Here is a 19,671-nt window from a genome sequence, read left to right on the forward strand (position 1 = left end):
ATGCATTCCGTGGCCGGCACCTGCCGCTCGCCACAACAACCTGACAGACAGGAGATATTTCATGAGCGAGCGTATCACGCGACATCGTTTACAGGTGGCCGCTGACCTGGATCGTTTTATCAACGAGCAGGCATTACCTGGCACGGACGTTGATGCTGAGGCCTTTTGGGCAGGTGTCGATGCCCTGTTTCACGATTTGACCCCAAAAAACCGCGTATTACTCGAAGAACGTGACACGCTTCAGGAAAAGCTGGATGCCTGGCATCGCGAACACCCTGGCCCGGTTAGCGATATGGCCGCTTATCGCCGCTTTCTGAAGGAAATCGGTTATCTGGCCAGCGCCCCCGCCAGCGTCAAGACCACCACGGAAAACGTCGACCGTGAAATTGCCGTTCAGGCAGGCCCTCAGCTGGTCGTTCCGGTGAGTAATGCGCGCTACGCGTTGAATGCGGCCAATGCCCGCTGGGGCAGCCTTTACGATGCCCTCTACGGCACCGATGTGATTTCAGAAGCCGATGGCGCTGAAAAAAGTGCCCTTTTCAACCCGAAACGTGGTGAGAAAGTGATCGCCTATGCACGTGGCGTGCTTGACCGGGCAGCTCCACTGGCAACCGGCTCACACCGGGATGCCATCAAGTATGCGATTCGTGATGAACACTTGATTGTTACTCTCCAGGGTGGCCGCGAAACCGGCCTCAAAGATTCCGGTAAATTGATTGGCTTTAATGGCGACGCCAGCGCACCGGACACGATTCTGCTGGCCAACAACGGTCTGCATCTGGAAATTCAGATTGATGACGCTCACCCGATCGGCAAGACCGACCCGGCTAACGTCAAAGATGTAGTGATGGAAGCCGCGCTGACCGCCATCATGGATTGTGAAGACTCCGTGGCCGCCGTCGATTCTGAAGATAAAGTCGGGGTATACAGCAACTGGCTCGGCTTGATGAAAGGCGACCTGCAGGAACAGATCGAAAAAGGCGGCAAAACTCAAACCCGCTCGCTGCACGCTGATCGCACCTGGCAAACCACCGATGGCAACAGCGTGACGTTGCCCGGCCGTTCGCTGATGTTTGTGCGCAACGTGGGGCACCTGATGACAACACCGGCGATTCTGGACGCAGACGGTAACGAGCTGCCGGAAGGCATTCTGGATGCAGTGGTCACGTCTCTGTTGGCCTTGCACGATCTGAAAAAAGACGCTGACCAGCCCCGCAATTCGCGTACCGGTTCTGTGTACATCGTTAAGCCGAAAATGCACGGGCCTGCTGAGGTGGCATTTGCCAACGAGCTGTTTGGCCGCGTGGAAGATATCCTGGGTATGCGTCGTGACACCCTGAAAATGGGCATTATGGACGAAGAGCGCCGCACCACGGTCAACCTTAAAGCGTGTATTGCACAAGCGGCCTCCCGCGTGGTGTTTATCAACACAGGCTTCCTTGACCGCACCGGCGACGAAATGCACACCGCCATGGAAGCGGGTCCCATGGTGCGCAAAGGCGACATGAAAAGCGCTGCCTGGATTAGTGCCTACGAGAAAAACAATGTCCAGGTCGGTTTGGCCTGTGGCCTGCGTGGCCGTGCCCAGATCGGCAAAGGCATGTGGGCAATGCCGGACCTGATGCATAACATGCTGGAGCAGAAAATCGGTCACCCGAAAGCCGGTGCCAACACCGCCTGGGTACCGTCTCCCACCGCCGCCACCCTGCACGCGTTGCACTATCATCAGGTCAACGTGACAGATGTTCAGCGCGAGCTGGAAACCCACGGCGAGCCAGACTACCTGGATGACCTGTTAACCGTGCCGGTGGCACAGAACGCCAACTGGTCTGAAGACGAGATTCAGCAGGAGCTGGACAACAACTGCCAGGGCATTCTGGGCTATGTCGTGCGCTGGGTGGAGCATGGCGTTGGCTGTTCAAAAGTGCCGGATATTCATAACGTCGGCCTGATGGAAGACCGCGCGACGCTGCGCATCTCCAGCCAGCATATCGCCAACTGGTTACACCACGGCATCGTTGATGCGCCACGCGTGGAAGACACCCTCAAGCGCATGGCCAAGGTGGTGGACGAGCAGAATGCGGGGGATCCGACTTACACCGCCATGAGCGCTGATTTCGAGGCATCCACGGCCTTCAAGGCGGCCTCGGACCTTATCTTCAAAGGGCGTGAGCAGCCTTCTGGCTATACGGAGCCACTGCTTCACGAATGGCGTCAGGTTCACAAGGCCAAGTAATCGCCGTAAGAAAGACAACGCCCCAAGGCTCGCACCTTGGGGCGTTTTTATTTATGCTTGGTTGACGTTAACGTTAACGGTTATTAACACCCACCCCTAATGGTATTTCATCACTCAAGGAAAACAACAATGACTGTGATGACAGCGGAACAGATAGAGCACTTTCTGGATGAGGTTTTTCCCCAGCGGATGGGGCGAATTGAATGCGTCGGTGATATGACGGCCACCTTACGTCTGACCATCGGCAACGAGCACTTGCGCCCTGGCCCAAGGGTGTCTGGCCCGACCATGATGGGGTTTTCCGATGTGGCGCTGTATGTGGCGATTCTGGCCCAGATCGGCCCTGAGCCCATGGCGGTAACCAGTGACCTGAACTGCCACTTCCTGCGCGCCGCATCAGGCGATCATGACATTATCGCCCGCGCCCGGTTAATCAAGCTCGGGCGGCGGCTGGCCGTCGGTGAGGTGCAGATCTTCTCGGTCAGCGATGAACAAAAGCCCGTCGCGCACATTACCGCGAGCTACGCACTGCCGGATAAACCTTCACCGGTTCAAGGTGTCTGACAGGTCAGATACATTACCCTACCGGGAGTCATCACATGGCCAACCTGACACGACGCCAACTTCTTGGCGGCGCCGCCGCTCTGGTTACCCTGCCCTGGCTGGGCGGCCAGGCATGGGCGCAGGATACCCTGGGCAAGGTGGCCGATGACGCCCGGCGCCTTGAACAGCTTCATGCGCTGGTGATTCACCGTCATGGAGAACCGCTGTTCGCTGACGCCTTTCGCGGCCCTTCAATGACACAGCCTGCCAATATCAAATCGGCCTCCAAGACACTGCTGGCACTAATGACCGGCATCGCCATTGAACGGGGGGTTCTGGAAGGCACCGACCAGCGGGTCTTACCGCTTCTTGGGCGACCCTTGACCGGAGATGCCCGTGACGCCCTGACAATTGGCCACCTGCTCAGCATGCAAACTGGCCTTGAAAGCACCTCGGGAGCCAATTACAGCGCCTGGGTCGCCAGTTCTGACTGGGTTGACTACGTGCTGACACGCCCTCTGGTGGATGAGCCCGGCGGGCGTTTTATTTACTCCACCGGCAGCTGGCACCTGTTGGGCGTTATCCTGGCCAGAGCCAGTGGCAAAGATCTCCACCGGCTGGCTAACAACTGGCTGGGTAGCCCACTGGGGATTACTATCCCCCCCTGGGTCACCGACCCTCAAGGCTATTACATGGGGGGCAACGAAATGCCGGTTAGCCCGCTGGGGCTGGCAAAAATCGGCAATAGGGTACTGGCTGATAGGCGCACACAGGAACACCAACTGGTCAGCAAGGCATGGATTGACACCTCCTGGCAGCCCCGTGGCCGCTCACGCTTTTCGGGAGATCAATACGGCTATGGCTGGTTTCTTACCCGCTTTGCTGGCCAGCAGGCGGCCTATGCCCGTGGCTATGGCGGCCAGATGCTGGTGGTGGTTCCAGACCAGCAGCTGTCCATCGCCATCACTTCAGACCCGACAAGACCAGCACGTAGCGGCGGCTTTTTTGGTGATTTGCGTACCCTGGTGACACGTATTGTCGCCCTTGGCTGACGATTGAAGCGGTGGCACCGCTTGTTTTTCCCGTTGGGTTCAGGCTCGTTTCAGGTTAACACCGTATAAAGAACAGGTGACAATCACCTCTGAGGTAAATAACCATGCGCAAAAACATGTTAGTAACGTCTTTGTTTGCTCTTACACTAAGTTTGGTAACAAGCGCTACATGGGCTGCACCCGGCCATGGCGGTGGCGATAGTGGCCTAACCGACGCTGACGTTGATCGCACGATCAGCCTTGAAGCTGGCGATATGTGGTTCGATCCTGAAGCGTTAGAAATGGCGGCTGGAGAAGTTGTTAGATTTGAAATTACCAATACCGGCAATTTAGAACATGAATTTGTGATTGGTAGCAAAGAAGCCCAAGAAGAGCATCGTCAAATGATGCTGGATATGGCGAATGGCGAAAGCCATGACATGTCGGATATGTCACACGGCGGCGGTCACGACATGGCCAACATGAGCATGGCAGGCGTCACCATTGCGCCTGGTGAGACAGGGACTCTGCTATGGAGTGTCCCTGATAATGCTAACGAGCTAGAGTATGCCTGCAACATCCCCGGTCATTACGAGTCCGGCATGTACGGCAATTTTTCTCTCTAACCTGATGTTTGCCCATGAAACTGTTGTTACTTGAAGATGATGACTTAATAGCAGAGAGCTTGGCAGAGAGCCTAAAGGACAACGGTTACCTGGTTGATTTGGCCGCTTCAGTGAAAGCGGCCAAGTCGCTTATGGCAACTGAGCATTACGAGCTGGCTATTTTAGACGTCGGTTTGCCCGATGGCTCGGGGCTGGATCTGCTCGCCCAATGGCGCAGGCAAAAACGCGACACCCCTATTTTAATCCTGACGGCGCGCGACACCTGGGAAGATAAAGTCATTGGTCTTGAAACAGGGGCTGATGACTACCTGACAAAACCCTTCCATGAAGCCGAGCTAATGGCCCGCCTGAAGGCTCTCCTTCGCAGGCAGTCCGGTCAGTTATCTCAGGTGATTACGCTTAACGGCGTATCGCTGGATGGAGCAGGCCAACGAGTGTGCCAAGAAGGAGAAGCGTGGCGTTCGCTAACGGCGACTGAGTTTCGGCTACTCCGCTACTTAATGCTGCATCCGGATCGCATCCACTCGAAAGAGCAGCTGCTAGAGCAGCTCTATGCCTTGGAGCAGGATGCCGCCGCGCCCAACTTGGTCGAAGTCTATGTCGCTCGTCTGCGCCGTTATCTCGGTAAATCGGTGATTCAAACTCGCCGCGGCCAGGGGTATTTCTTTGCTTCACATTGATCGGCGCAGTTTACGTATTCGACTACTCGCATGGCTGGGTGGTGTGGCGCTATTAGTGGTGATAATTACCTGGTTAATGCATGGGGTATTGTTACAGAACCTTGCTCGGGATTTCTTGGGTGAGCGTCTTCAGCGCGAAGCCGACCATGCCGTCACGCAGCTTGAACAAGGTGAGGCTGCCGTGCCTGCCGCTCTTGACTCGGTTAGCCAAGGCTATCAAGTCTTCCATCATTTATACGTGCTGCGCCTTAACGGCTCGGTGAGCGCCTCCAATCTGCAATGGCAGCAGCTGGCACCGCTGCTGGAAGAAAACGGCGATGCGCTGTTAGACGTTAAACATGACAATCAGCACTTACTGGTTTACCGCCGCCATTTTGAATGGCAAGGCACTCGCGGTGTGCTGCTGGTGGGAGAAGATTTTTCTCAGGTTGAAGCAGGACTTGCGACCTTGCACTGGTGGGTAGGTGGCATTGCCGCCGTGCTTTTGGTGATGCTCATCATACTTAACATGTTGGCGGTCAACCGTGGGCTCACGCCACTTTGGCAACTGCGTCAACAGCTTGAATCATTGCGAGCGGGCCAGCGCGATCGCCTTTCATTAGTCGCCCCTGCCGAACTGGATGAGTTAGTTGACCAGCTGAACTGGTTTATGGATGACATTGATCTTCGCCTGCAGCGCTCGCGGGAATCAGTTGCCAACCTTTCTCATGCATTGAAAACCCCGCTGGCAGCGGTTACCCAAGTCCTACGCGGCAACCGACCTATTGATGAAACCCGACGCCACAAGCTACTCAGCCGTATTGAGGACATTAATGCCCAACTGGATGCTGAGTTACGCCGTTCTCGTATTGCAGGCCCTAACGCAGGGCGAATGGCCAACATCACGCGAGATAGCTCACGGCTGATAGAGATGTTCCGTGGCCTTTACCCTGAACGTATGTTTCAACTAACCCTCTCGGCAAGCGAGAAAGACCAAGTGCCGATTGAAGCCCACGACTTTTCTGAAATATTAGGCATTGTGCTTGATAACGCTGGAAAGTGGGCGAGTAGGTGCGTTAATTGCGACATTACCGTCTCCGCTACCACACTCATGCTAACCATTGATGATGACGGCCTCGGCGTTGCTGAAGAGGATCTCTCGCGACTGAGTGAACGTGGCACACGGCTGGATGAACGCCGTCCCGGTTACGGCTTAGGCCTCTCGATTCTTGCCCAGTTAATCTCTCGCTACTCTGGGCGCTCTCAGTTTGAACGAAGCCCACTGGGTGGCTTGCGCGTCACAATTGCTTTGCCTTTAGCGAACGAATGGACCAATTAATCATTATTCAGCTCTGATTCAGCTTCTTCCATCAAGATAACGCTATTCATCATTGATGGGAGTTGCACATGGCACGCTCAAGTATCATTTCTCACCCACTTTCTCGTCGGCAGGTTCTAAAAGGCGGCGTTGCCTTAGGGTTAGGCTCCGCTGCGGCAATGGGATTAACTCCCGCCTGGGCAACCCCCTGGGGGCGCACCAATGTCTATGCTCAGGGCATCGAAGAGGGCCCCGAGGTATCGCTAGCCATTCGCCGTGAATCACACCCCATTGATGGTCAGGATGCGATGCCCATTACCATCAACGGCACCAGCCCGGGCCCGATGATTCGCTTGCAGGAGGGGCAGGATGCCGTACTGCGTGTGACCAACCTGCTTGATGAACCCACTTCTATCCACTGGCATGGCCTAATCCTGCCACCGGAAATGGATGGCGTGCCTGGCGTCAGCTTTGCAGGTATCGCACCAGGTGAAACCTTTACTTACCGCTTCCCTGTTCGTCAGAACGGTACCTACTGGTACCACAGCCACTCAGGTATGCAGGAACAGCTTGGCCATGCAGGGCCGTTGATTATCGACGCTGCCAAGCGCGAGCCTTTCCGCTACGACCGTGAGCACGTGCTACTGCTTACCGACTGGACCTTTGAAGACCCAATGTCGGTGTTCCGTAATCTGAAAACCATGGAAGGCTATTACAACTTCCAAGAGCGTACGATTGCTGACTTCTTCGCTGATGTTCGCGATAAGGGTTTCTCACAAACCGCCGAAATGCGCGGTATGTGGGCCCAAATGCGCATGAGTTCGCGGGATATCGCCGATGTCACGGGTAGTACTTATACCTACCTGCTCAACGGCCACTCTCCACAGGAAAACTGGAATGCGCTGTTCAAAGCTGGAGAGCGGATACGACTACGTGTGATTAACGGTTCGGCCATGTCATTCTTCGATGTTCGCATACCCGGATTGAAGATGACCGTGGTGTCCGCCGATGGCCAACCGGTGCAGCCGGTTCCCGTGGATGAGTTTCGTATTGGCGTGGCTGAAACCTACGATGTGCTTGTTTCACCCGAAGATGACCGGGCATACACCATCTTCGCAGAAGCGATGGATCGCAGCGGCTATGCCCGCGCCACTCTGGCTCCACGAGAAGGCATGCAGGCTGAAATCCCTGAACGACGTCAAATTGCCGATCGCGGCATGGAAGCCATGGCTGCCCACGGCATGGGCGGCATGGATCATTCCAGTATGGCGGGGGTGGACCACTCAGGGATGTCGAATATGGATGGTATGGATCATTCCAGCATGGAGGAAATGGATCATTCTGGCATGTCGAATATGGATGGCATGGATCATTCCAGCATGGCGGGAATGGATCACTCAGGCATGTCGAATATGCAAGGCATGGACCATTCCAGTATGGCGGGAATGGATCACTCTAGTATGGGCGGCATGTCCGGGGAACAGGCGAAAATCGGCGCAAATGGCATGCTACTTGCTGGTGAAGCCCAGCCCGGCTCTCGCTACGACCAAGCGGGCATCGGCATCGACCCCGACGAACGACGCGTCTTAGTCTACCGCGACCTTAAAGCCTTCACACCATGGCCAGACCGCCGCGAACCAGGCCGTGAGCTTGAACTGCACCTGACCGGCAACATGGAACGTTATATGTGGTCGTTCGACGGCAAGAAATTTAGCGAGGTGACCGGCCCCATTCATTTTATGAAAGATGAGCGGCTGCGCCTCATCCTCGTCAACGACACCATGATGGAGCACCCCATTCACCTCCACGGCATGTGGATGGAGCTGGAAAACGGCCAGGGTGAATTGATTCCGCGCAAACACACCCTAAATGTGAAGCCCGGCGAGCGTGTGTCTGCACTGATCACCGCAGACGCAGAGGGCAGCTGGGCGTTCCACTGCCACCTTCTCTATCACATGGATGCCGGTATGTTCCGCGTTGTTCAGGTTTCTTAAGGAGACAGCATGAAAACCAAGCGCTACTTAACCCTCGCCAGCGCCGCCCTCGGCATGGTCGCTGCTACCGCTGCTCAAGCCGAAGATGGCTATGCAGCGCCAGATCATTGGCCAGCGCCCACCGAGGAACACAACATGGGCATGGCCCTGTTCGACCGGCTTGAATATAGCGTGCCCGATAAAGGCCAAGAGGCTGTGGTATGGGACTTTCAGGGCTGGTACGGCGGCGATATCAACCGCGTTTACCTGAAATCAGAAGGCGAAAATGTCCAGGGCGACGGCGAAGATGCTGAGTTTGAGTCCCTGGAACTCCTCTATAGCCGCCTAGTCGCTGATTTCTGGGAGTTACAGGGGGGTATCGGTTACCAAGGCGGTGTGTTCTCCAATGATCACGCCGAACGCATCTATGGTGTGGTGGGTCTGCAAGGCGTGATGCCTTACGGCATTGAAACCGACGTTGCTATACAAGTGAGTGAGGATGGCGATGTCGCCGCCAGTTTTGAAGGCGAATACGATCTGCGCCTTACTCAACGGCTCTACCTACAGCCGCGCACCGAAATTGCCGTGGCCGCTAGCGAGGTTGAAGAATTTGGTGTGGGCGAAGGGCTTAACTCGGTTCGTGCTGGCCTGCGGCTAGGCTATGAAGTCACCCGCCGCTTCGCCCCCTACGTCGGTGCTTATTGGCAGAAAGAGTACGGCGACACAGCAGATTTCTCCCGAGCTAGTGGCGATAGCACGGAAGACACTGGGGTCGTTGCCGGGGTTAAACTTATGTTTTAACCACTTTTTTAAGAACTTTTTTTAAGAACTTTTTTAAGCGACTTGCATTAAGTCGGGCTTAGCAAAGCCGTGGCGGCTAAGCCCAACCAGCCAGCCATCAGCAGCACGCCACCGATAGGTGTCACAATACCGAGGCTCAGGCCGGCTAGCGCCATCAGATATAGCGAACCTGAAAAACACAGCATGCCCAGTGCCCATAACGCTATTACCCAGCGCTGGCCAGCCAACGGCTGAACGCTACGCCATACCAGCACCACCATGATGGCCAGGGTATGCCAGGCCTGATAACGCACGCCGGTTTCCACGGCGCTGACCAGCTCAGCGCTGACTCGGGCCGATAGCCCATGGGCGGCGTAGGCGCCAAGCATGACCATCAATGCGCCTGAAAGCGCCACACCGCACCAGGCCCCGCGATGGATTTGCAGCATACTGATCTCCTGTTGTTCACTGTTCTGGTTACTTCGTGATCTATTGTCATCGGTTAATGGCTGTCTGCAGGCCGTTAAGCCGCTACAATAGGCCGCATCGATCTGTCACTTATGATATCAACGACCAAGGCAGTAGGCTCTCCATGACCATGATCAGCATCCGCCTTAATGGTGACGACCACGCGCTGGAAGCAGGTACTTATGTGGCCCAACTGATTGAACAGTTGGGCCTCACGGGGCGACGCATCGCTGTCGAAGTCAACGAAGAAATCGTTCCCAGAAGCCAGCTTGCCCAGACGCTGCTCAGCGATGGGGATCAGGTGGAAGTGGTGCATGCCATTGGCGGCGGCTAACGGAACACCTGACATCGCCTCACGCAGCTGACACATTTCGGCTCATTGACAGGGCTCACTCACAAGGCTTATTCACAGGATGCTCGCATGACCCTTGCTAATAACCCGCTTCACCCAGACACGCCGCTGACGATTGCGGGTCGGGAATTCTCTTCTCGCCTACTCGTTGGCACCGGCAAGTACAAGGATTTCGACGAAACCGGGGCTGCCATTGCCGAAAGCGGCGCTGACGTTGTGACCTTTGCCGTACGCCGCACCAATCTGGGGCAGGAAGCAGACGCCCCCAACCTGCTGGATGCGATCTCGCCACAGCGCTATACCCTGCTGCCCAACACGGCAGGCTGCTATACAGCCAAGGATGCCGTGCGCACCTGTCGGCTGGCTCGAGAACTCCTCGATGGCCACAACCTGGTCAAGCTGGAAGTGCTGGGCGACGATCATACGCTCTACCCCAATGTGGTTGAGACGCTGAAAGCCGCCGAAACGCTACTGGCAGATGGCTTTGACGTCATGGTGTACACCAGCGATGACCCCATTGTGGCACGCGAACTGGAAGCCATGGGCTGCTGCGCCATCATGCCGCTAGGCTCGCTGATCGGCTCCGGCCACGGCATTCAGAATCCGCATAATGTCCGCCTGATTATCGAGCAGAGTCACGTGCCCGTGCTGGTCGATGCGGGTATCGGCACCGCCTCGGATGCCGCCATGGCCATGGAGCTGGGCTGCGATGGCGTGCTGCTGAACACCGCCATCGCTCATGCCCGTGAGCCGCTACGCATGGCCCGGGCCATGAAACTGGCGGTTCAGGCGGGTCGCGAGGCCTTTCTGGCCGGCCGTATGCCGCGTCGCCAAAGCGCTGACCCATCGTCCCCCTTTGCAGGCCGTATTAACGGCTAAATGCTTGATTCAAGAGACTCGATGCAAGAAACACTATGACAGATTCCCAACATTCCCCTGAGGCCACCACTGGCCCTGAAAATGCCGATGCGCCGTTACACCGACGCGGCATCAAAAGCTATGTGATTCGTGCCGGTCGTATGACGCCCGCACAGACACGTGGCCTGGAAGAGGTCTGGCCGCGCCTGGGCCTGACGATTGCCGATGGCTGCCAGGACCTGAACGCCCTGTTTGGCCGGAAGGCGCCTCGCGTTGTTGAAATTGGCTTTGGCATGGGCAACTCGCTGATCGAGCAGGCCGAACGCCATCCGGACACTGATTTCATCGGCATCGAAGTGCACGCCCCCGGTGTCGGCAAGTTGCTGGATGAAGTGGATAAGCGCGGCCTGACCAACCTGCGCGTTTATCGCGAAGATGCACTGGCCGTGCTTGAACAGTGCCTGCCGGAAGGCTCGCTGACCACCCTGCAGCTGTTTTTCCCCGACCCGTGGCCGAAGAAGAAACACCACAAGCGGCGTATTGTGCAGCCCGCGTTTGTCGAGCTGATTCGCACGCGCTTACAACCCGGCGGCACCTTTCATATGGCAACTGATTGGGAAGCCTACGCCGAGTGGATGGCCGAGGTGATGGAAGCCGCCCCCGGTTACACCAATACCGCAGACCCGGAGACAGCGCCCTATGTACCACGCCCGGAATTTCGCCCACTGACCAAATTTGAGGCCCGTGGCGAAAAGCTCGGCCATGGCGTATGGGACCTGATTTACCGCCGGGAAGAATAAGCCTGCTGAACCGCTGAAGCATGGCAACATTCAGGATTAAGATTGATCGATAACCACTCTGTGCATCGTGCCGCTGCCGCTTTCAAAGGCGTCAATATTGCCCAACGTGGTTTCTGCAATGTTGCTCAATGCCTCATGGGTGAAAAATGCCTGATGCCCGGTAATCAAGACATTATGAAAGGTCGTCAGGCGCATAAACTGGTCATCGTCGATCACTTTATACGACAGGTCTTCGAAAAAAAGCTGTTCTTCCTCTTCATACACATCAAGGCCCAAATAGCCAATGTGGCCACTTTTCAAGCCACCAATGACCGCCTGAGTATCCACTACCCGCCCACGCCCGGTATTGATCAGCATCACGCCGGGTTTCATCCGGGCAATCGCTTCGCCATCAATCAGGTGATCGGTCTCAGGCGTCAGCGGGCAATGTAGCGAAATAATATCCGCCTCGGCGTAGAGCGTTTCCAGCGGCACATATTCAACAAAGGCTTTGGCATCCGCGCTTCTGAACGGGTCGCTCGCCAGAATGCGGCAGCCAAAACCGTGCATGATATCGGCAAAAATCAGCCCGATTTGCCCGGTGCCGACCACCCCGACGGTTTTACCGTAAAGATCAAAGCCCAATAAGCCATCCAGCGAAAAGTTACCATCGCGTACCCGGCTATGAGCCCGGAATGTCATCCGATTGAGACTCAGAATCAGTGCCACCGCATGCTCGGCCACCGCGTGGGGCGAGTAGGCAGGCACCCGAACCACGGTGATGCCGAGACGCTCAGCAGCCGTCAGGTCGACGTGATTAAAACCCGCCGAACGCAACGCCACCAGACGCACTCCCCCCGCATGCAGGATATTCAGCACGTCAGCGTCCAGGCGATCGTTAACAAACGCGCATACGCCATCAAACCCTTGCGCCAGCGCAGCCGTGTCGGCGTTCAGGTGTACGTCAAAAAAGTTTAAATCGTGGTTTCTGGTCGCATTAGCACGATTCAGGAATGTCTCGTCGTAGGCTTTGGCGCTGAATACAGCAATACGCATCACGTTCTCTCCCGTTGTTTGACGTTAACCAGGTCGTTTTCCAAAGTGCTTTGCAATAAACACTGTAAACAGGGCCGCATGGATAAAGAAATAAATACGCTGAAGACGTGCATCATCTACCTCGTCTAATAACGAGACAAGCGCGTATGAAGGGTATAAAAAAAGAAGGCCGCCCCCAGAGGAGGCGGCAAAAAGACCGTGACTAGCAATGAGAGGGAGAAACCATGACAGGATAAGGTGTAATGACACTTAACCTTGTGGGTGTCATGGTTGCCAGCGGCTCATCAAACGCTGACCATCACAATATAATCATTCTCATTTACCCCGTCAATAGTAATGCGAATATCTTTTATTTACCGTTTGATTACCGACCCTTCTACCCCGCTATCAGCTGCAACCATAATGGGAGCGTGAGCATGGCAAACAGCGTTTGACCGGTAATGATCGCGGCCATCAGCTCGGCATCACCGCCTAGCTGACGAGACAGAATGTAAGCCGACGTCGCTGTGGGTAATGCCGCAAACAGCAATGCGACATCCCGGGTGACGTTATCCAGCCCAACCAACCAGGCCAGCACAAGCACCAAGGCGGGTAGCAGCAACAGTTTGATGCCATTGGTCACCATCACGCCACGGTCCAGGCGTAGCAAGGCTGCCGGACGCAATGCAACACCAACGGCAACCAGGCCCAACGGCAAGGCGGCGCGCCCCAGCAAGGTAACGCTGTCTTCGCTCCAGCCAGGCAGGCCGATACCGCTCACATTCAGCCCGATGCCAACCAGACACCCCAGGATTAACGGGTTTTGCACCAGCGCCGCAATACTTTTGCGCAGGCTCGCTTTTCCCAGTGTTCCCGCTGCTACGAAGCTGGCCACACACAGCACATTGACCACCGGCACCATTAAGGCCACTGCTACCGCCGCTGTGGTGGCGCCCGCACTGCCGTGCAATGCGGCTGCTCCGGCCACCCCCACATAAGTGTTAAAGCGCAGCGCCCCCTGGAAGACAGAGGTAAAGGCAGCGGCTTCCAGCTGCATCCAGCCACGTACCCGCCATAACAGCAGCGCCAGGAGGCTGATCGTCCCCAGCAGGGTAATTGCCAGGCGGCCAACCGGTACCGCCGCTACATCAGCTGTCGCCAAGGTGCCCACCAGCATCGCGGGAAACAGCACGTAATAGATGACGCGTTCAAGCTGCGACCAGAACTCGCTTCCCGGCCAACGTCGATAACTCAACACGGCACCAAACAGAATCAGCAGGAACAAAGGGCCCAGTGCCCCAGTAATACTTTGACCCGCTACCCCTTGCATGTGACTCTCCTCACCTGCGACATCCCAGCACAGGGATGTCTTATCGTTTACTGTTACCATTCAAAAAAGAGTAACTTCCATTCCACGCTTGATGTCACGATGATCCTGCCATGAACACATCTTCAAAAACGGCGAATGCCGAACCGTTTCCGGTGCTCAAGGTGCTTATCCTGGTGACAGGCATCGCGCTGGCCGCCCTAAGCTGGTATGCGTTTTCCCATTGGCTACGCAGTGATGGCGATATCACCTGGTACCCGCCTTCAGCCGAATGCGACCTGCATACAGAAGCCTGCTCGGTAAGCCTTGCGGATACAGGCTCTCTGACATTTTCGATAAATGTTGACGGGCGTATCGAGTCGCTTGAAATTCTCCCTCTCACCGTCACCACCCAAGGCATGGAGGTTAGCGCTGTCGACGTTGACTTCATTGGTCGCAGCATGGATATGGGGATCAATCGCTTTTCGCTGGCAAAGGCTCAGGATGGTCACTTTCATGGACAAGGGCAATTAGGCGTTTGTACATTATCCGTGATGCCATGGCGTGCCCGGGTTATTCTTGATACACCCAATGGTCGTGTGGGCAGCTGGTTCGATTTCGATGTTATCCGGAGCTGATGTTATGTCACAGAGGTTTTCCCGCCGCTTTACACTGCTGATTAGCAGCGGTGTATTTGTGTTGATTCTGGTGGCTGTCGGTGCTTTTGGCCTTAACCACTATGTTTTCAACCCTAATGCTTCCGCTCAACAGGAGAACAACGGGTTGACGGGCGGCCCCATTGAGCTGCCATCGACACGCGGAGACTTTTCCCTGACCCAGCTGGAACAGGATCAGGTCGCCGTGGTGTCCTTCGGCTATACCTATTGTCCGGATGTCTGCCCAATGAATCAGGCGATTAAAAAGCAGGCGCTTGCTGAGCTGACGGAAGAACAGCGCGCACGCGTGGTGCCACTGATGATTTCCGTGGACCCTGAACGCGACAGCCTGGAACGCTTGAAAGAATATATGGGCTTTTTTGGCGATAGTTTTGTTGGCGCCACCGGCTCTCAGCAGCAGCTGGAAGCGCTGGCTGAGCGTTATGGCGTGATATGGCGGCGGGTCGACGCAGAAAGTTCAGCAATGGAATACACCATCGACCACAGTTCATCGCTTTATGTGGTCGATCGTGACGGCAGGATTCTTGAACGCGTTCTGTATGCCCCCAACGCGGCACCGCTGGTCAGCGCATTAAAAGCCACGCTGGGCAGTTAATCGGTTTCCGTCTCGGCGGCGGAAGATTGCAGGCGTGTCAACATCGCCATCAGAGCGCTCACCTGAGAACCCTGGCGAGTGTCATGCAGCGGGTTAAGCTGCCAGCTACTTTCCGCAAATCCCCACCAGTCCCAGCACCCTTGCGGGTTGGCTAAGGTACTTTCAGCCTGAGGATAGACAATGATTCGCCCGTGCTGGTCAGCCCACTCATTCAGGCCGGTGTCACGTACAAAGGTGTCACCCACCTGCTCAGCGTTCATCTGACAACCGTGCAAGGCAATCGTCACTTCGCAACTGCCATCCTGGCAGCCTTCTGGCAGATACACATAACCACTATCTGCCAGCCCCTTGGCATCGAAATCGCTCTGATCAAAGGCAAGCAGCTCACCACTGGCGGCGGAGGACAAGGTTGACGAGTCAGCATCAGGGTGCAGCCAGTTCAGCATATCGGCGGCAATATTTTCCTCACACGCCAGCAGGTGGCTACCGCCACCCGACTGGCAATCACCTAACGGCTGTGAGAGTGCCACCGCATTATTCATCAGCTTCACTGGCCAACCGTGACCTGTTTCAGGGCTGCGCGCCACCTTGAGTTGTTCCTCATCTGCCAGCCACTGCTGCAGCTGCTCGGCCAGCAGGTCACCTAGTGCCGGGTCAACCACGCTATCGCTTTCACCGTGCCAGACATAGGCACGCAATGCGCTGCGGGCGCTTTCACTGCCTACCTGACCCTGTTCGCGATAGTTGGCCCAACGGGTATTCAGCGCATCAATCGACGGCAGCCCACGGCGCGTCATCATGCACTGATTCAGCGCCAGACTGAGCGAGCCCTGAGCACAGCTCCAGGGCCCTGCCGCCAGCACGCCGACACCGGCAAAACGCTCGGGCCAGGCAACCGCCAGCTGCATGGCCATGTAACCACCCGAGGACACCCCAACCACACTGACATCTGTTTCCGCCGCACTGACGGCAGGTAATGCACCCGGCGCGGATTCATCCTCCTGAGCCGCCGCAGGCAGCGAGTAGCTGGCAAGGGCGGCACTTAACAAAAGCCAGGTTGCTGCTGAGGGGGCGTTACCGGTGGTTTTCAACATGATGTGGTTACTCGATGCCGAGAAGTTCAACGCGGAAGGTCAGTACTTCATTCGGCCCGATCGGCCCCTGGCCACGCTCGCCATAGGCAAGATCAGAGGGAATGTAGAGCATCCAGGTGTCACCAACGCTCATCATTTGCAGCGCTTCCTGCCAGCCTTCGATAACCTGATCTGCACGGAAGCTCACTGGTTCACCACGCTCAATGGAACTATCAAACACAGTGCCATCCAGAAGCGTGCCTTCATAATGAACTTCGACAGTATCTTCCGCGCTTGGCGTTGCGCCATCACCGGATTCAAGAACTTCATACTGCAAGCCAGAGTCAGTGACATCGACTTCTTCGCGCTCGGCATTTTCTTCAAGAAACTCCGTGCCCTGCTCGCGATTGGCTTGTGCAACTGCCGCCGTCTCTGCTTCACGCTCGGCCATTGCCTGTTCCTGGAAGCTTGCCAATGCCTGAGCCATTTCATCATCGCTTAGCGCCAGTTCATTGCCTTCAAACACATCACGCATCGCAGACGTGAAGGTATCAACATCAAGGTCGGCAATATCTGCCTGCATGCTTTCCCCCAACGTTACCCCCAGGCTGTAAGCCAGGCGCTCTTCGTCAGTTTCAGGCGCGGCAGCGGCAAACGGGGCAACCAGTAAAGTACTTAGCAGTGCAGTAGAAAAAAACGTTTTCATGGCGTTCCTTACATCAAAAATGGTAGTTAACAGAATATATCAATACGTCTGTCTAAAAAGAGATCTATCTTAACCGTTATCTACCTAAAAAGTGTCTTAAAGCGTAACACCCGCGGCCTCAGGGTGCATCTTCCTGAGGCCGCGGGTGTTATTTACGACAACGGTTAGTCCCAAAAGTTGGGGCGATTACACGACCAGGGTCGGACAATGTGCCGCACCGGCAACGCGCTGGGAAACACTCCCCAGCAGCAGGTTTTTCTCGCCGTTCGTCCCTTGAGCACCGATCACGATCAAATCGCACTCCCGCTTGCGTGCAAAACGCACGATGGTACGCGATGGCCGGCCACCTTTGACAAAAGCACGTACCAGGCTGCCATCAACGCCCAGCTCAACAGCATGGGACTTGGCATACACAGCAATTTCGGTGGCGTATTCTTTCAGCGCATCATCCGGGATATCCAGCCTATTGGGGCGCACCATGGAAAGCGATGCTTCCAGCAGGCTGTGATGCTTGAAAACGCACAAAAAATACATCTCGGCGCCGGTCAGCTTGTGCAACCCCACTGCTTTTTCCAACGCTTTCAAGGCGCCTTTGGAGCCGTCTACCGGGATAAGAATACGGTTGAACATTAGCCTGTCTCCTTTTGGCGGTTAACGGCTTAGCGGAAGGCAACATCACGCAGGAACAGTGCAATCTGTGGGAACATGATCAGTAGCGCAGCCGCTGTAATCAGCATGAAAATAAACGGCGGCGTACCTTTGATCACATCCCAGTAAGGCCGTTTGAAGATCGCAATAGCCGTGAAAATATCACACCCGAAGGGCGGTGTTGCCGACCCTATCGCCACCTGCAGCGTGATCAGAATACCCACCAGCACAGGATCAAGGCCCGTTGCTTCAATCGCCGGTGTAAAGATGGGCGTTAGCACCAGAATGACCACGATAGGGTCCACGAACATACAGGCCACGAAGAAGGCAATACAGATCGCGATCAATACGCCCGTGGGGCCAGCCTCATTAACCCCGACGGCCTCAAGAATGGCCTGCGGGATCTGTGCAAACGAGATAATCCACGAGAAGCCATTACCTACTGCTACCAGGATAAAGACCACCGCCGTGATCAAACCGGTGGATTTCGCAATGGCATAAATATCGTTTATCTTCAGCGAGCGGAAGACCACGAACTCCAGCAGAATGGCATACAGTACGCAGGCCGCCGCCGCTTCCGTAGGGCTGAAAATACCGCCATAGATACCACCGACGATGATGACCGGAAAACCTAATGGCCAAAGCGCCATTTGCACCGCTTTGGCACGGTCACGCCAGGTACATTTGGGCTCGGTGGGAACGCCTTTGATGATGGCATAGGTGATACAGTAGGCAGAGAACATCATCAAAATCATCAGGCCTGGCCCGATACCGGCAATAAACAGCTCGCCGATGGACGTACCGGAAATCACCCCGTAAATAATCATGCCGATGCTCGGCGGAATCAAAAAGGCAATGTCACTGGCGTTGATGATCAGCGCCAACGTAAACGAGTCGGAATAACCGGCTTTCAGCATTTTCGGGCGCAACGGCGAACCAACCGCCACCACGGTTGCCTGGGTGGAGCCAGAAACCGCGCCAAATAGCGTACAGGAAGCTGCCGTACTGACGGCCAAACCACCTTTCACGTGGCCGATAAACGACATTACCATCTCGATCAGGCGATTGGCGGATTGCCCGCGTGTCATGATATCCGCCGCCAGAATAAACATGGGTACCGCAATCAGCGACGCTGGACGAATCCCCGCCATCATCTGCTGGATCAACGTCTCCATCTGGCCGAGGCCATTGAACATCATATAGAAACCGATTACCGCAGCGGTAACCAGTGGAATCATCATGGGAAAGCCTAGCAGCAGCAGGCCTATCATGGTGACGACCATTATCGTTGTCATAGTGTTTCCCCTTTGGTGCAGACCCCTGCGTCAGACTTCAGTTTCCGTATCCTTGTAGCCATCCACAACGCCAGTCGAAAGATATACGTCACGGGTTGTCAGGTTTTTGATGGCTGTCAGAAGGTATTGAATACCCGTAATCAAAAAGCCCAGCGGCACCCAGACATAAATGATCCAGATAGGTAGCTGCAGAGACGGCAGTACACGACCTTTACTTTGCAGATCAATAATATAAAAAACCGAGTAGTAGCAGAGGAAAAACATCACCAGAGAGGTGAACAGGGCAATAAAGATCATCAACACCTTACGCCCACCGACAGGCAGTGCATCATAGATAGCTGACATACGAATATGACGCCCATGGCGAGCGGCATAGCCAATGCCTGCAAACGTAATCATGATAATCAGAATGCGGTTGAGTTCGCCTGAAAACATGATGCTGTTACCAAACACAAACCGGGCAATCACGTTGGTGACCGTATTAAGCGCCATCAACAAGACACCCAACGCCAGAATTGCCGCCTCCAGCTTGCTGATAAAGGTATCAAGTACCCCGAGAAACCCCGGCAAACCAGAACGATAATTTTTTTCGGCTTCTTCTTCAGTCATCGCCAGACTCCTTTTCACCACGCTGTTTTCGCTGCACTGTTTTTCTTCTCACATGGTTCACCATGCTTGCGTGAACCAAAAAGGGGCAGCTTGTGCTGCCCCTT

21 protein-coding genes are annotated in these 19,671 nt (G+C 55.5%); 13 read left to right on the plus strand and 8 right to left on the minus strand.

The window, feature by feature from the left end; genetic code table 11:
• Positions 1 to 61: 61 nt before the first annotated feature.
• From ACU6TU_RS16195 to ACU6TU_RS16230, 8 genes are all read left to right on the plus strand, one after another.
• Positions 62 to 2,236 (plus strand): malate synthase G, encoded by a 2,175-nt coding sequence (locus ACU6TU_RS16195; protein WP_447142397.1) that lies wholly within the window; start codon positions 62 to 64, stop codon positions 2,234 to 2,236.
• Positions 2,237 to 2,365: 129 nt separating this feature from the next.
• Positions 2,366 to 2,800, plus strand: a complete 435-nt coding sequence (locus ACU6TU_RS16200) for a PaaI family thioesterase (RefSeq protein ID WP_447142398.1) — start codon at positions 2,366 to 2,368, stop codon at positions 2,798 to 2,800.
• A gap of 35 nt (positions 2,801 to 2,835) precedes the next feature.
• The gene (locus ACU6TU_RS16205) at positions 2,836 to 3,831 is read left to right on the plus strand and encodes a serine hydrolase domain-containing protein (protein ID WP_447142399.1); all 996 of its coding nucleotides are present in this window, start codon (positions 2,836 to 2,838) and stop codon (positions 3,829 to 3,831) included.
• Positions 3,832 to 3,947: 116 nt separating this feature from the next.
• Positions 3,948 to 4,436 carry a cupredoxin domain-containing protein gene (locus tag ACU6TU_RS16210; protein ID WP_447142400.1) on the plus strand — a complete coding sequence of 163 codons (489 nt, stop codon included), beginning with the start codon at positions 3,948 to 3,950 and terminating at the stop codon, positions 4,434 to 4,436.
• 14 nt (positions 4,437 to 4,450) lie between these two features.
• Positions 4,451 to 5,116 (plus strand): response regulator transcription factor, encoded by a 666-nt coding sequence (locus tag ACU6TU_RS16215; RefSeq protein ID WP_447142401.1) that lies wholly within the window; start codon positions 4,451 to 4,453, stop codon positions 5,114 to 5,116.
• Positions 5,103 to 6,434, plus strand: a complete 1,332-nt coding sequence (locus tag ACU6TU_RS16220; protein ID WP_447142402.1) for an ATP-binding protein — start codon at positions 5,103 to 5,105, stop codon at positions 6,432 to 6,434. Before ACU6TU_RS16215 ends, ACU6TU_RS16220 begins: the two co-directional genes overlap by 14 nt.
• Positions 6,435 to 6,502: 68 nt before the next feature.
• Positions 6,503 to 8,407 (plus strand): copper resistance system multicopper oxidase, encoded by a 1,905-nt coding sequence (locus tag ACU6TU_RS16225; RefSeq protein ID WP_447142403.1) that lies wholly within the window; start codon positions 6,503 to 6,505, stop codon positions 8,405 to 8,407.
• 9 nt (positions 8,408 to 8,416) lie between these two features.
• A complete protein-coding gene (locus ACU6TU_RS16230; protein ID WP_447142404.1) occupies positions 8,417 to 9,187 on the plus strand; it encodes a copper resistance protein B in 771 nt (256 codons plus the stop codon).
• 47 nt (positions 9,188 to 9,234) lie between these two features.
• On the opposite strand, the gene ACU6TU_RS16235 is transcribed toward ACU6TU_RS16230, so the two are convergent.
• On the minus strand, positions 9,235 to 9,615 hold the full coding sequence (locus tag ACU6TU_RS16235; RefSeq protein ID WP_447142405.1) for a DUF423 domain-containing protein: 381 nt from the start codon (positions 9,613 to 9,615) through the stop codon (positions 9,235 to 9,237).
• A 143-nt stretch (positions 9,616 to 9,758) separates the two neighbouring features.
• Between ACU6TU_RS16235 and thiS the strand changes: the two genes are divergently transcribed.
• The 3 genes from thiS (at position 9,759) to trmB (ending at position 11,644) form a co-directional block, all read left to right on the plus strand.
• Complete coding sequence (thiS, locus tag ACU6TU_RS16240) at positions 9,759 to 9,968, plus strand: sulfur carrier protein ThiS (protein ID WP_447142406.1); 210 nt, start codon at positions 9,759 to 9,761, stop codon at positions 9,966 to 9,968.
• An 87-nt stretch (positions 9,969 to 10,055) separates the two neighbouring features.
• Complete coding sequence (locus ACU6TU_RS16245) at positions 10,056 to 10,865, plus strand: thiazole synthase (protein WP_447142407.1); 810 nt, start codon at positions 10,056 to 10,058, stop codon at positions 10,863 to 10,865.
• A 35-nt stretch (positions 10,866 to 10,900) separates the two neighbouring features.
• Positions 10,901 to 11,644, plus strand: a complete 744-nt coding sequence (gene trmB, locus ACU6TU_RS16250; RefSeq protein WP_447142408.1) for a tRNA (guanosine(46)-N7)-methyltransferase TrmB — start codon at positions 10,901 to 10,903, stop codon at positions 11,642 to 11,644.
• Between the two features lie 36 nt (positions 11,645 to 11,680).
• On the opposite strand, the gene ACU6TU_RS16255 is transcribed toward trmB, so the two are convergent.
• Positions 11,681 to 12,679 carry a 2-hydroxyacid dehydrogenase gene (locus tag ACU6TU_RS16255; protein ID WP_447144280.1) on the minus strand — a complete coding sequence of 333 codons (999 nt, stop codon included), beginning with the start codon at positions 12,677 to 12,679 and terminating at the stop codon, positions 11,681 to 11,683.
• Positions 12,680 to 13,055: 376 nt separating this feature from the next.
• Positions 13,056 to 13,988, minus strand: coding sequence for an AEC family transporter (locus ACU6TU_RS16260; RefSeq protein WP_447142409.1), 933 nt, complete (start codon positions 13,986 to 13,988; stop codon positions 13,056 to 13,058).
• A 110-nt stretch (positions 13,989 to 14,098) separates the two neighbouring features.
• Here ACU6TU_RS16260 and ACU6TU_RS16265 point away from each other — a divergent pair, with 110 nt between their 5' ends.
• A complete protein-coding gene (locus ACU6TU_RS16265; protein ID WP_447142410.1) occupies positions 14,099 to 14,602 on the plus strand; it encodes a hypothetical protein in 504 nt (167 codons plus the stop codon).
• A gap of 4 nt (positions 14,603 to 14,606) precedes the next feature.
• Complete coding sequence (locus ACU6TU_RS16270; RefSeq protein WP_447142411.1) at positions 14,607 to 15,236, plus strand: SCO family protein; 630 nt, start codon at positions 14,607 to 14,609, stop codon at positions 15,234 to 15,236.
• Here the strand turns inward: ACU6TU_RS16270 and ACU6TU_RS16275 are convergent.
• The 5 genes from ACU6TU_RS16275 to ACU6TU_RS16295 form a co-directional block, all read right to left on the minus strand.
• The gene (locus ACU6TU_RS16275) at positions 15,233 to 16,330 is read right to left on the minus strand and encodes a PHB depolymerase family esterase (RefSeq protein WP_447142412.1); all 1,098 of its coding nucleotides are present in this window, start codon (positions 16,328 to 16,330) and stop codon (positions 15,233 to 15,235) included. The two genes, ACU6TU_RS16270 and ACU6TU_RS16275, sit on opposite strands and share 4 nt — an antisense overlap.
• A 7-nt stretch (positions 16,331 to 16,337) precedes the next feature.
• Complete coding sequence (locus tag ACU6TU_RS16280) at positions 16,338 to 17,015, minus strand: FKBP-type peptidyl-prolyl cis-trans isomerase (RefSeq protein WP_447142413.1); 678 nt, start codon at positions 17,013 to 17,015, stop codon at positions 16,338 to 16,340.
• 186 nt (positions 17,016 to 17,201) lie between these two features.
• Positions 17,202 to 17,645, minus strand: coding sequence for a universal stress protein (locus ACU6TU_RS16285; RefSeq protein ID WP_447142414.1), 444 nt, complete (start codon positions 17,643 to 17,645; stop codon positions 17,202 to 17,204).
• 29 nt (positions 17,646 to 17,674) lie between these two features.
• Positions 17,675 to 18,958, minus strand: coding sequence for a TRAP transporter large permease (locus ACU6TU_RS16290; RefSeq protein WP_447142415.1), 1,284 nt, complete (start codon positions 18,956 to 18,958; stop codon positions 17,675 to 17,677).
• Positions 18,959 to 18,988: 30 nt separating this feature from the next.
• Positions 18,989 to 19,567: a TRAP transporter small permease gene (locus ACU6TU_RS16295; RefSeq protein WP_447142416.1), complete on the minus strand. Its 579-nt coding sequence runs from the start codon at positions 19,565 to 19,567 to the stop codon at positions 18,989 to 18,991.
• Positions 19,568 to 19,671: the final 104 nt, after the last annotated feature.

The sequence above is a fragment of the Halomonas sp. LS-001 genome (assembly GCF_052983955.1).